This is a genomic window from Lysinibacillus antri, from assembly GCF_003977595.1.
Lineage (GTDB): Bacteria > Bacillota > Bacilli > Bacillales_A > Planococcaceae > Ureibacillus > Ureibacillus antri.
This window is the reverse complement of sequence record NZ_RYYR01000027.1, coordinates 42,423-54,467: the sequence shown is the minus strand read 5'-3', so window position 1 is coordinate 54,467 and position 12,045 is coordinate 42,423. Positions and strand designations below refer to the sequence as shown.

Annotated in this window: 14 protein-coding genes and 2 rRNA genes; 15 read left to right on the top strand and 1 reads right to left on the bottom strand. The window is 36.3% G+C overall.

Annotation, left to right across the window (positions count from 1 at the left end; genetic code table 11):
* From EK386_RS15935 to rsmI, 14 genes are all read left to right on the top strand, one after another.
* Positions 1 to 87 (top strand): 23S ribosomal RNA (locus tag EK386_RS15935); the annotation flags it as partial.
* 61 nt (positions 88 to 148) lie between these two features.
* Positions 149 to 264, top strand: a 5S ribosomal RNA gene (rrf, locus tag EK386_RS15930).
* Positions 265 to 389: 125 nt separating this feature from the next.
* On the top strand, positions 390 to 866 hold the full coding sequence (locus EK386_RS15925; RefSeq protein ID WP_126660175.1) for a GNAT family N-acetyltransferase: 477 nt from the start codon (positions 390 to 392) through the stop codon (positions 864 to 866).
* Positions 867 to 996: 130 nt separating this feature from the next.
* Positions 997 to 1,617, top strand: coding sequence for an HAD-IIIA family hydrolase (locus tag EK386_RS15920; RefSeq protein ID WP_126660174.1), 621 nt, complete (start codon positions 997 to 999; stop codon positions 1,615 to 1,617).
* A 242-nt stretch (positions 1,618 to 1,859) separates the two neighbouring features.
* Positions 1,860 to 3,281: an aminotransferase class I/II-fold pyridoxal phosphate-dependent enzyme gene (locus tag EK386_RS15915; RefSeq protein ID WP_126660173.1), complete on the top strand. Its 1,422-nt coding sequence runs from the start codon at positions 1,860 to 1,862 to the stop codon at positions 3,279 to 3,281.
* Positions 3,282 to 3,300: 19 nt separating this feature from the next.
* Positions 3,301 to 3,933 carry a dTMP kinase gene (gene tmk, locus EK386_RS15910; RefSeq protein ID WP_126660172.1) on the top strand — a complete coding sequence of 211 codons (633 nt, stop codon included), beginning with the start codon at positions 3,301 to 3,303 and terminating at the stop codon, positions 3,931 to 3,933.
* A 162-nt stretch (positions 3,934 to 4,095) separates the two neighbouring features.
* Positions 4,096 to 4,425 carry a cyclic di-AMP receptor DarA gene (gene darA, locus EK386_RS15905; RefSeq protein ID WP_126660171.1) on the top strand — a complete coding sequence of 110 codons (330 nt, stop codon included), beginning with the start codon at positions 4,096 to 4,098 and terminating at the stop codon, positions 4,423 to 4,425.
* Between the two features lie 16 nt (positions 4,426 to 4,441).
* Positions 4,442 to 4,882: a YaaR family protein gene (locus EK386_RS15900; RefSeq protein ID WP_126660170.1), complete on the top strand. Its 441-nt coding sequence runs from the start codon at positions 4,442 to 4,444 to the stop codon at positions 4,880 to 4,882.
* 215 nt (positions 4,883 to 5,097) lie between these two features.
* Complete coding sequence (gene holB, locus EK386_RS15895; protein ID WP_126660169.1) at positions 5,098 to 6,102, top strand: DNA polymerase III subunit delta'; 1,005 nt, start codon at positions 5,098 to 5,100, stop codon at positions 6,100 to 6,102.
* The gene (locus EK386_RS15890) at positions 6,095 to 6,910 is read left to right on the top strand and encodes a PSP1 domain-containing protein (protein ID WP_126660168.1); all 816 of its coding nucleotides are present in this window, start codon (positions 6,095 to 6,097) and stop codon (positions 6,908 to 6,910) included. The genes holB and EK386_RS15890 overlap by 8 nt, the downstream gene beginning before the upstream one ends.
* Before the next feature lie 31 nt (positions 6,911 to 6,941).
* A complete protein-coding gene (gene yabA / locus EK386_RS15885) occupies positions 6,942 to 7,301 on the top strand; it encodes a DNA replication initiation control protein YabA (RefSeq protein WP_126660167.1) in 360 nt (119 codons plus the stop codon).
* A gap of 161 nt (positions 7,302 to 7,462) precedes the next feature.
* The gene (locus tag EK386_RS15880; protein ID WP_126660166.1) at positions 7,463 to 8,209 is read left to right on the top strand and encodes a tRNA1(Val) (adenine(37)-N6)-methyltransferase; all 747 of its coding nucleotides are present in this window, start codon (positions 7,463 to 7,465) and stop codon (positions 8,207 to 8,209) included.
* On the top strand, positions 8,193 to 8,453 hold the full coding sequence (locus tag EK386_RS15875) for a GIY-YIG nuclease family protein (protein WP_126660165.1): 261 nt from the start codon (positions 8,193 to 8,195) through the stop codon (positions 8,451 to 8,453). Before EK386_RS15880 ends, EK386_RS15875 begins: the two co-directional genes overlap by 17 nt.
* The gene (rsmI, locus tag EK386_RS15870; RefSeq protein WP_126660164.1) at positions 8,450 to 9,328 is read left to right on the top strand and encodes a 16S rRNA (cytidine(1402)-2'-O)-methyltransferase; all 879 of its coding nucleotides are present in this window, start codon (positions 8,450 to 8,452) and stop codon (positions 9,326 to 9,328) included. Before EK386_RS15875 ends, rsmI begins: the two co-directional genes overlap by 4 nt.
* 54 nt (positions 9,329 to 9,382) lie before the next feature.
* Here the strand turns inward: rsmI and abrB are convergent, their stop codons facing one another.
* On the bottom strand, positions 9,383 to 9,661 hold the full coding sequence (gene abrB, locus EK386_RS15865) for a transition state genes transcriptional regulator AbrB (protein ID WP_126660163.1): 279 nt from the start codon (positions 9,659 to 9,661) through the stop codon (positions 9,383 to 9,385).
* 356 nt (positions 9,662 to 10,017) lie between these two features.
* Here abrB and metG point away from each other — a divergent pair, with 356 nt between their 5' ends.
* Positions 10,018 to 11,988 carry a methionine--tRNA ligase gene (gene metG / locus EK386_RS15860; RefSeq protein WP_126660162.1) on the top strand — a complete coding sequence of 657 codons (1,971 nt, stop codon included), beginning with the start codon at positions 10,018 to 10,020 and terminating at the stop codon, positions 11,986 to 11,988.
* Positions 11,989 to 12,045 lie beyond the last annotated feature (57 nt).

Genomic DNA, 12,045 nt, shown 5'->3' with positions numbered 1-12,045 from the left:
TCAAAGACGATGAGGTAGATAGGTTCGAGGTGGAAGTGTGGTGACACATGGAGCTGACGAATACTAATCGATCGAGGACTTAACCAAATCTTGAAATGCAATCAATGTCTTTATCCAGTTTTGAGAGAACGAACTCTCAACTAAATAGTCTAGTGATGATGGCAAAGAGGTCACACCCGTTCCCATACCGAACACGGAAGTTAAGCTCTTTAGCGCCGATGGTAGTTGGGGGCTTCCCCCTGTGAGAGTAGGACGTTGCTAGGCAATCAAACACCGCTGAGTTTCAGTGGTGTTTTTTTATGATATATAAATTTTTTATTCAACAAACGAATAGTTTAATATAGTATTTCAATAAGGGTAAAAAGTGGCAAACTAATTAGGAGGGGCATATGGATATAATTATTCGAAATGCTGAGCAAAAAGATTATGAGTCATTGTTACCCTTATTTAGACAGGTTCATGAATTCCACGTTTTTGTAAGACCTGATTTATATAAAGAGAACTCTACGCCAGTTGAGAAAGAGTATTTTGAAAGTCAGTTGAATGACGTTACACAACATATTTTTGTAGCTACCATAGGCAATGATATAGTCGGAGTTGTTGTGATGAAAGAGGAAGAAATAACTGACAATTCTTTTGTTAAAGCAAGAAAAGTATTAGTTATAAACAGTTTATGCGTTGCTGAAACGCATAAAAACAGGGGGATCGGAAAAAGGCTTACTAAATATGTTTTTGAATTTGGGAGAAGTCTTAGAGTTGATAGTATTGAATTAGGAGTATCCGAGAAAAATACTTCCGCCATTGAGTTTTACAGATCAATTGGGATGACAACAAAGAGCAGAAAAATGGAGATTATATTGAACTAATGATCGCTTTAGTGAAAGCAGATTAATTGGTTTTAAGATTCAGTTCAGATTTTAAGGATTGTATTTAAGGAGAAATTAGGAAAATTAATTTAAACTTGTTTTTATTAACTATTTTTTAAGGGGATTGCCAATGAAGTATGTTATTTTTGATTTCGATGGAACGCTTGTAGATTCAAAGTCTGCCCTGTTAACTGCTTGGAATACGATTGCAGATAAACATAACTTTAAGAAAGTAAAAATTGAAGAGATTGAAGAATTAAGAAAAATCTCAATAAAAGAAAGAAGTTTGCGTTATGATTTCCCATTATATAAATTGCCGATAATTATGCCGCTCTTTTATCAAACATATAATAAGTCAATTAAGGAAGTAACGCTTATTGAGGGGATGAAAGAGTTATTAGACGAATTGAATCACAATGGTTATAAAATCGCAATCATATCATCAAATTCTAAGGAAAACATCGAAGGCTTTATGAAAGATCGTGGAGTTCAGAACATATCTACCATACTTTGCTCTAGTCGTATCTTTGGGAAAGATAAAATTATGAAGAAGTTTTTAAAGGAAAAGCAGTTAGGCCCTGACGATGTAATCTATGTTGGGGATGAAGAGCGAGATATTGTCGCTTGTAAAAAAGTCGGTATTAAAGTTGTTTGGGTTGAGTGGGGATACGATGCATTTGAAGTAGTACAGAGAGAACAACCAGATTATATTGCTAGTGAACCAAAGGATATTTTAACGATAATAAGCTAATTCATTTCCTGGGGCTGTCCAGAAGTTATGCTTCTAATGATATAATTTTGTTGAAAATCTGTGCTCCTGCGGTAGTAACAATAAATTGTCACTATCCTCGTCGCAAAGGGGACGTTCGAAAATCACTTTTCGAACGCCCCCTTTTTTATTGTTTTGTTCATCCACCGATCTCGACTTTCTGCATAGGATTTCTTTCCATGCAAAGTTATAATAGAAAGGAATAAAATGATCGGAGTGAGACGATGAAAAGGGAGAGACCTTTAGTTGACGCACTACAAAATTTTGTAGAAAAACAACCCCAATCTATGCATGTACCGGGACATAAACATGGATTGCTATCAATGTTGCCAGAAGAAATTAAGGCAGCCCTTACATATGATTTAACCGAGCTTACTGGATTAGATGATCTTCATCATCCAGAAGAGGCGATTTTACAGGCAGAAACTTTGTTAGCGAAAACATACGGTGCTAATCGGAGTTTTTTCTTAATCAATGGATCTACAGTTGGAAATCTAGCCATGATCTATGCTGTTTGTAAACGGAATGAAATCGTCATCGTTCAACGAAATGCACACAAATCCATATTTCATGCGTTAGAGTTGGTAGGAGCAAAAGCAGTTTTTATTACACCTGAATGGGATGAGCGAACAAAAACAGCAGGGGCGATCACGACAAAATCCGTTCAAGAAGCACTCAAACTATACCCTGAAGCAAAAGCTGTGATATTGACGAACCCAACTTACTATGGAGTATCATCAAAAGAGCTGCAACAACAAATTGAGTTATGTCATAAACAGAATATACCGGTGTTAGTGGATGAAGCACATGGCGCCCATTTTATAGCAAGTGGAAAGTTTCCATCCTGTGCAATTGAGTTAGGTGCGGATATTGCCGTGCAATCAGCCCATAAAACCTTACCTGCTATGACGATGGCTTCCTTTTTACACGTAAAGTCCGAACTTGTGAACGCAGAATCCGTAAATCATTACTTAAGAATGTTACAATCAAGCAGCCCATCTTATCTTTTACTTGCTTCATTAGATGATGCAAGAGATTATATAGGCAGTTATTTAGAAATGGATGCGGTCTATTTACTAGATAAACGAAATCAATGGATAGAAGCTTTACATTCTCTCCACCCACTTGACGTAATCGAGGTAGACGATCCACTTAAAATACTTTTAAGACTTCCTGGCTATTCTGGGTTTGAACTGAAAGCAGCATTCGAACAACAAGGGTTATTTGTTGAATTAGCTGACCCATATCAAGTACTAGTCATCTTACCATTAATTAAACAAGGACATGTTTACCCATTTGCAGACTTGCGAATTCGAATAAAAGAGGCAGTAGCTAGATTAAAAAAAGAACAAGGAAATGCTAGTTCAAGTATTGTATCACCAAATGAGTGGCCTACTGTTTCCATACCTGAATATTCATATGATGAAATGACCCAACTTGAAAAGGAGTGGATCCCATATATGCGTGCAATTGGGCGAATTGCTGCAAGTATGATCATCCCATATCCACCGGGTATTCCACTATTTGTATCAGGGGAGAAAATTACAGTAGCCAAACTTAGTCAGTTAGAGGAGTTACTTGCAGTAGGTGCTGAATTTCAAGGGAACCACCGCTTAACGGAAAAGCTCATTTATGTTATAAAGTAGCAGTCGGAGGAATATAAAAATGAAAAGTAATTTATTTATCACGTTTGAAGGTCCAGAAGGGGCAGGTAAAACAACGGTATTAAATATTATAATCGAACGTCTTAAGCAACAAAATGTAGATGTTTTAGGAACGAGAGAACCGGGTGGCATTGAAATTGCTGAAAAAATTCGTGAAGTGATACTAAATCCTGCCCATACGGCAATGGATGAGCGGACAGAAGCACTATTGTATGCAGCAGCAAGAAGTCAGCACTTTTTTGAAAAGGTAGAACCTGCATTAAATATGGGAAAACTCGTTTTATGTGACCGTTTTATTGATTCATCCTTAGCTTATCAAGGTTATGCTCGCGGAATTGGGATTGATGAAGTACTGGCAATTAATGAATTTGCCATAGGAAAACGAATGCCGGATAAAACATTTTATTTTGATCTTGAACCCGCAGTTGGATTAGCTCGAATTCATGCACACAATGAACGAGAAGTGAATAGACTTGATAACGAAAGCTTATTATTTCATGAACATGTTAGAAAAGGGTATTATGAAGTAATTAAACGATATCCAGATCGTATTCAAATTATTAATGCAGATCAGCCAATGGAAAAAGTGGTAGAAGATGCTTGGGCTATTTTAAGTGAGCTACTAGAAAAGTGAATGAAGTGAACTAGTATTGTATGCTATAATATAAACACCAACTTGAGCCTGCTTTAATGCATGGAATAATTTGCTTCGTATAGATATCTTTAGTAGAATTTTTAGATCTGTATTTTTAAACAGTCCACTTGAAGATATAAAATATATAGGGAGTGATTGCCGATGAAATTAGTTGTTGCCGTCGTTCAAGACCAGGATAGTAATCGTTTGTCCAGTGCATTAACGAAACACAACTTTCGTGCAACAAAATTAGCTAGTACGGGCGGTTTTCTACGTTCCGGAAATACGACATTTCTAGTTGGTACGGAAGATTCAAAAATTCCTCAGCTACTTGATATTATTCGAGATAATTGTCGTTCCCGCGAACAAATGGTATCACCTGTATCACCATTAGGAGGAAACGCTGACTCTTATATCCCATACCCTATAGAAGTTGAAGTTGGAGGAGCTACTGTTTTTGTATTACCAATTGAACAGTTCCACCATTTTTAGTGGAGGCGAAAGGTAATTGAAAATAAATCAAGATTTACGCGTAGGTTTAAATACAAACCATAACGAGTTAAAGCATACAAACCAATCGGGCAACCGCTTTGGTGAAATACTTGTAAAACAAGGTTCAAAGTTACAAACCGAACAACTTTCAAGATTACTCGGCGATATATCTGCTGCAGGTGATCGAGTAGCTAGATCTCGTAATTTACGTGAACTAACTCGATTTAAAATGCTCGTTAAGCGCTTTTTACAGGAAGCTGTCGAATATGGTCTAGATATGAAACAGTCTCACACGTGGAATCGCTTTGGAGAAGGCAGACGCTTGAAAATAGTCGAAACAATTGATGAACATTTAGTCGAACTTGCTCAAGAAATATTAAGTGAAGAGAAAGACACCATCGATTTACTTGACCGAATTGGCGAAATTAAAGGTTTGTTAATTAACTTATATATGTAAAACCCGTGTCTTAGTGTGCGTGTACTAGACACGGGGTTTTTTCTAAAGATGTTAAAAGGAAATGATAACTTCTATAGAAAGAACCTATCCCTAATATTCGCATCCGTGCAACAGCTGCTAAACAATTGACTGCATTATGTAGGGAAAGCTTCAAAATGTATTCGGAGGCAATTACGCTAATATAATGGATATGTATAAGAAAAAAGGTGAAGGAAATGGAAGGACATGTGGAAGAACTTAAGGCAATCCAACCTGTAGTGATGAAACAACTTCAAACAATCTTTGAAAAAAACCGAACTGCTCATGCTTACATTTTTGATGGTGCAAAAGGGACTGGAAAACAAGAAGTTGCAATGTTCTTCATAAAACTGCTTCTGTGTCTAAACCCGTCGAAAAATGTTCCATGTGAAACATGTCGAAATTGTAAACGCGTTGATTCTGGGAACCATCCGAATGTAAAGCAACTTGAACCAGATGGACAATTTATTAAAATTGACCAAATTCGAGACCTTATATCTGGTATGACAAAAACAAGTATTGAAGAAGGGCGAAAAGTTTATGTCCTTCACCATGCAGATCGTCTAAATACCTCTTCTGCAAACACATTACTAAAATTTCTAGAAGAGCCAGATGGAGATGTTACAGCAATTTTGCTTACAGAAAGCTATCAAGCAATATTGCCTACAATTCAGTCGCGTTGCCAGCATATAAAATTTGCAAATATACCGAGGGACATCTTATTAAAACAATTACAAGAACAAGGTGTAACATACTCAATGGCCTCTACCGTCAGCATGTTAACATATAGTCTTGATACAGCAATTTCATTAGCAAATGATGAGCAGTTTGCACATGCAAGAAAAACAGTGTTAAAATTAGTAGAGACAGTTAAGAAAAATGTACACGAAGCATTATTAGTAGTGTATGAAGACTGGCTAACTTCATTCAAAGAAAAGAATGAAATAGAACAAGCGTTAGATTTATTGCTTTTTGCATATCGAGATATTGTAGCAATAAAGGCAGATCAAAAAGCCAATTTTACATATCCAGACATGTTACAAAGTTGGAAGGAGCTCGCATTAAACACGACTTTTGAACGTTTGTCGCAACAGATGCAGGCAATTTTACAAGCAAGACAGAATTTGCAACGTAACATGAATCGTACGCTTATGATGGAGCAGTTAATGCTTAACCTGCAGGAGGGGTATACATTTGTATAATGTAGTCGGAGTCCGCTTTAAAAAGGCGGGTAAAATATATTACTTCGATCCCAGTGATTTTCTACTTGAAAAGGGGCAGTATGTCATAGTAGAAACCGCAAGAGGGGTCGAATATGGAAAGATTGTCGTTCCGATGAAGCAAGTAGGAGAAAATGATGTTGTTTTACCATTAAAACAAGTATTACGCCCTGCTGATGAACGTGATCGTATCCAAGTAGAAGAAAATGCGCAAGAATCACAACGAGCTTATGAGTTAGCAAACACGAAAATTAGTGAGCATAACTTAGATATGAAGCTTGTTGATGTTGAATATACATTTGATCGAAATAAAATCATCTTTTACTTTACCGCAGAAGGTCGTGTCGATTTTCGCGAACTAGTAAAAGATTTAGCTTCCATTTTCCGCACACGTATTGAGTTACGTCAAATTGGTGTACGTGATGAAGCAAAACTTCTCGGTGGAATCGGTCCGTGTGGTCGAATGTTATGTTGTTCAACGTTTTTAGGGGATTTTGATCCAGTTTCTATAAAAATGGCGAAGGATCAAAATTTATCTTTAAATCCAACAAAAATTTCTGGGCTTTGTGGTCGCTTAATGTGTTGTTTAAAATATGAAAACGACGATTATGAAACAGCAAAAGAAGGAATGCCAGATATCGGGGATACAACGATGACACCTGATGGAGTAGGAAATGTTGTCGGGATTAATGTATTAGAACGTTTAATTCAAGTATATTTACAAGAGCAAGAACGCACAGTTGAATATACATTAGATGAGATTCTGGAATGTGAGAAAAATTTGATATAGATAAAAACGCAAAGGTGGGGTGGGCTTTTTCGTGAAGGACCGTAATTTCTTAGATACTGTTATGGCGTTCGAACAACAACTCGAATCGCTACAGCAACAATATAACGACTTAAAAAAGTATGTTGCACATATGGTGGAAGAGCATCAAGCAATTCAGACGGAAAACCTTCACCTACGTAGACGTTTAGAGGAACTGATCGACACAGATGTGCCCCAAGATGAGACGTCTAATAAAGAAAAAGTTAGCATGTTAGATATCGGTGAAGGATATGATAATCTAGCTCGTCTTTATCAAGAAGGCTTCCATGTATGTCATGTACACTTTGGAAGTTCCCGAAAAGGGGAAGATTGCTTGTTTTGTCTTTCGTTTTTAAATAAACAGAATGGTTAATGAAGTATACTAGATTAAAGACTGATGCCACAGCGTGTGGTTTTCAGTCTTTTGTTTATGGAAAAGAATTATGCTTAGTACAAGCTGTTAAACATCGCTAGTTGTTTCGAAGGTTTTCACGAGTTGTACTTACTTTTTATGAAATGGAGCGGTATTTAGTAATGGAATGGTTAAAAGATGATGAACGCTTGGATTACCTATTAGCAGAAGATTTACGTATTATCCAAAGTCCTTCTGTTTTTTCATTTTCTTTAGATGCGGTACTTTTATCGAGATTTGTCAGTGTCCCAAAAAACAAAGGGAAAATTGTTGATTTATGTTCAGGTAATGGCGTTATCCCATTATTTTTAAGTGCACGTACAAAGGCGGATATTACCGGCGTAGAATTACAAGAACGGCTTTATGACATGGCGATGCGCAGTGTACGTTATAATAAACTAGGAGAGCAAATTCAGATGATTCAAGGGGATGTAAAGGAAATCCCATCTCAACTGGGTGTTGAGCAGTATGATGTTGTCACGTGTAACCCACCATATTTTTTAGCTCATGAATTAAGTGATAAAAATGTAAGTGAGCATTATGCCATCGCACGTCATGAGATCTACCTAACATTAGATGAAGCCATCGAGTCAGCTAGTCGCTTATTAAAACAAGGTGGTAAAGCAGCTTTTGTTCACCGTCCTGGGCGCCTGTTAGATATTGTGACGTCCATGAGGAAATATCGTCTTGAGCCGAAACGAATTCGCTTCGTTTACCCTAAATTCGGTAAAGAGGCGAATACGCTATTAATAGAAGGAATAAAAGATGGCAAACCTGATTTAAAAATATTGCCCCCATTGTATGTATATGATGATCACAATCAATATACAAAAGAAGTGAGTGAAATACTGTATGGAGAAAAGCAATAGCCATATCTTTTATGTTTTAGAATGCGCGGATCAATCCCTATATGCAGGCTACACAAATAACTTGGAAAAACGTGTAGCTACACATAATGCAGGCAAAGGTGCGAAATATACAAAGTCACATCGTCCTGTTAAGTGTATTTATTACGAAACCTATGCGACCAAGCAAGAAGCAATGCGCGCAGAATATGCGTTTAAACAATTAAAGCGAAGTGAAAAATTGAAGTACATAGGAGGACATCAATGAAATCACAAAAAAGCAGTCAGCATGAAGTAGGTAGTTGCCTCTACTTAGTTGCGACACCAATCGGTAATCTAGAAGATATGACAGTTCGAGCACTTCGTATATTAAAAGAAGTGGATTTTATCGCAGCAGAAGATACACGGAATACAAAAAAACTTTGTAATTATTTTGACATCCAAACACCCTTAGTTAGTTACCATGAACACAATTTAGAACAGGGTGGGGAAAAAATTCTGCACTTCTTACGTGAGGGAAAATCTATAGCCTTAGTCAGTGATGCGGGTCTCCCTTGTATATCAGATCCAGGAGCAGATATCGTCGACAAAGCATTAGAAGAGGAATTTGCTGTAGTTCCGATCCCAGGGGCAAATGCAGCCCTTACTGCTTTAATTGCATCAGGTATTACGCCACAGCCGTTTTACTTCTTTGGTTTTTTGAATCGTAATAAAAAAGAACGTAGACAACAATTAGAGAAATTAGCGAAACGCGAAGAAACAATCATTTTTTACGAAGCGCCACATCGTTTAAAAGAGACATTAAAGGATTTAGAGCTTATACTAGGAAATCGCAAAATTACCTTAGCACGAGAACTGACAAAGAAGTTTGAGGAATTTTTACGTGGAACGATTGAAGAGGCGAATACATGGGTAGCGGAAAATGAAATACGCGGGGAATTTTGTATTGTCATTGAAGGGAATCCAAATGGGGAGGAAGAAGCAGAGGAAGAAGCGTATTGGACAAAATACTCTGTTATAGAGCATATAGACTATTTAATGCAAGAACGAGATCTGAATTCAAAGGAAGCCATAAAAGAAGTAGCAAAAGTACGTGGATTAGCAAAGCGAGATGTGTATCAACAATATCATCATGAATCATAACAATAAAAAGGGGACGTCCGAAAAGTCATTTTGGGACGTCCCCTTTGCACAATTTTATTTTTTCACGTGTTGTTGAATTTCACGCATTAAAATTTCTGCACCTTCAGGACTTAAAATTAATTTACCTCCAGCTAGACGGAAGTTTTCATCCGAAACTTCTCCAGTCACGGCACAAGTCATGTTTGGCATATATTTTTTTAGAATGATTTTATCGTCATCAACGTAAATTTCTAATGCATCTTTTTCTGCAATACCTAGTGTACGACGAAGTTCGATAGGAATAACTACACGACCTAATTCATCGACTTTACGAACGATACCTGTTGATTTCATGACAATATTTCCTCCTGTTAATTTTTAATATATATTCGTCAAAATTCGACATCGATTCCTTGTCTGAATAGAATCATACCAAGTAATGCCATAAACGTCAATTATTTAGCATTAATGGTTTAAAATTGTATGCTAATTTTTATGCAATAATTTGAAAAACTTATTATAAAATTCGAAAAAAATAGAGATTCTTAATATAAAACGTTTTTTTTAAGTAGAAAGTTCCAACAAATTTACACCTTTTTCTATATCTTTATTTTTCGACAAAGTGCTGTAATAATATTCTTTCATTGAAACAAATTTCTTACTTCGATAAAATAAAAACTATACCGTTTGACAATTGGAGGCAATTTTGAGTGACTAAACAGAAAACGTTTTATATAACAACCCCTATTTATTATCCGAGTGGGAAATTCCATATCGGTACTGCTTATACGACCGTGGCATCCGATACGATGGCACGCTACAAACGTTTAAGAGGATATGATGTCCGTTTTTTAACTGGGATGGACGAGCATGGTCAAAAAATACAAGAAAAAGCACAAGAAGCTGGGAAAAATCCACAAGACTATGTAAATGAAATTGCAGAGGCAGCTAAAAAGCTTTGGGCATTAATGGATATTTCTTATGATGATTTTATCCAAACAACACAAGAACGTCATAAAAAAAGTGTTGAGAAGATATTCCAGAAATTCTTAGATAACCAGGATATTTACAAAGGTGAATATGAAGGTTGGTACTGTACTCCTTGTGAATCTTTTTATACGGAAACACAGTTAGACAATGGCAATTGCCCTGATTGTGGTCGTGACGTTCATAAAGTAAAAGAAGAGTCGTATTTCTTTAATATGAAGAAATACGCAGATCGCCTACTTCAGTATTATGAAGAGAATTTAGAGTTTATCGAGCCAGAATCACGTAAAAATGAAATGATTAACAATTTCATCAAACCAGGATTAGAAGATTTATCTGTATCAAGAACTTCTTTTGATTGGGGAATCCGAGTTCCGAATGATCCGAAGCATGTTATTTATGTGTGGGTGGATGCATTAACAAACTATATTACTTCTTTAGGTTATGGTTCAGATAATGAAGAATTATTCAATAAATATTGGCCAGCTGATGTACACGTCGTTGGAAAAGATATTGTCCGTTTCCACACAATTTATTGGCCAATATTCTTAATGGCATTAGATTTACCATTACCGAAGAAAGTATTCGCTCATGGCTTCATTATGATGAAAGATGGCAAAATGTCGAAGTCTAAAGGCAATGTTGTTTATCCAGAAATGTTAATTGAACGTTACGGTCTAGATGCGACACGTTACTTCCTTCTTCGAGAATTACCATTTGGTTCTGATGGTGTATTTTCGCCTGAGTCTTTTGTTGAAAGAACGAACTTTGATTTAGCCAATGACTTAGGAAATTTATTAAATCGTACAGTTTCTATGATGAATAAGTATTTTGATGGGATTATTCCGACTCAAAATTTAGAAGAGACAGAATTTGATGAAGCATTAAAAAACCATGCAAAAGAAACACGCCTTGCATATGAGAAAAATATTGAAAAAATGCAGTTTAGCGTTGTATTAGCTGATGTATGGTCACTTGTTTCACGTACAAATAAGTATATAGATGAAACACAGCCATGGGTACTTGCGAAAAATGTAGAAGATAATGCCAAACTTGCATCCGTTATGGCGAATTTAGCAGAAAGTTTACGTCATATTGCGGTAATGTTACAACCATTTATGACAACTTCACCAAAGCAAATTATTGATCAGCTAGGTTTAGATGAAAAATATTTAGCTTGGGAAACAATTGAAACATTCGGAAATACTATTCCTGAAAATAATAAAGTGGTAGAAAAAGGAATACCTATCTTCCCTAGATTAGATGCAGAAGTGGAAATAGATTATATACGGGAACAAATGCGTGTTTCTGTAAAGACACCTCAAGAAGAAAAGGAAACAACAACTACTGAAGTTGAAAAACCTGACTCTGAGGAGGTTACAATTGATGATTTTATGAAGGTAGATTTACGAGTTGCAACAGTTATCGAATGTGAACCGGTACCTAAGGCAAATAAGTTATTGAAGTTACAGGTTGATCTAGGATATGAAAAGCGTCAAGTTGTTTCAGGGATTGCAGAATATTACAAACCAGATGAACTAATTGGTCAAAAGGTGATTGTAGTAGCGAATTTAAAACCTGTTAAACTTCGTGGAGAGCTTTCTCAAGGAATGATTTTAGCAGGAAGTCATGATGGTGTATTAAAATTGGCAACAGTGGATCCTAACCTTGCAAATGGAGCAAAAGTAAAATAAGAAGTCAGTGTATACCTGTTGAGCAATTTCTTGTTCAACAGGTTTTTCACGCTTAAT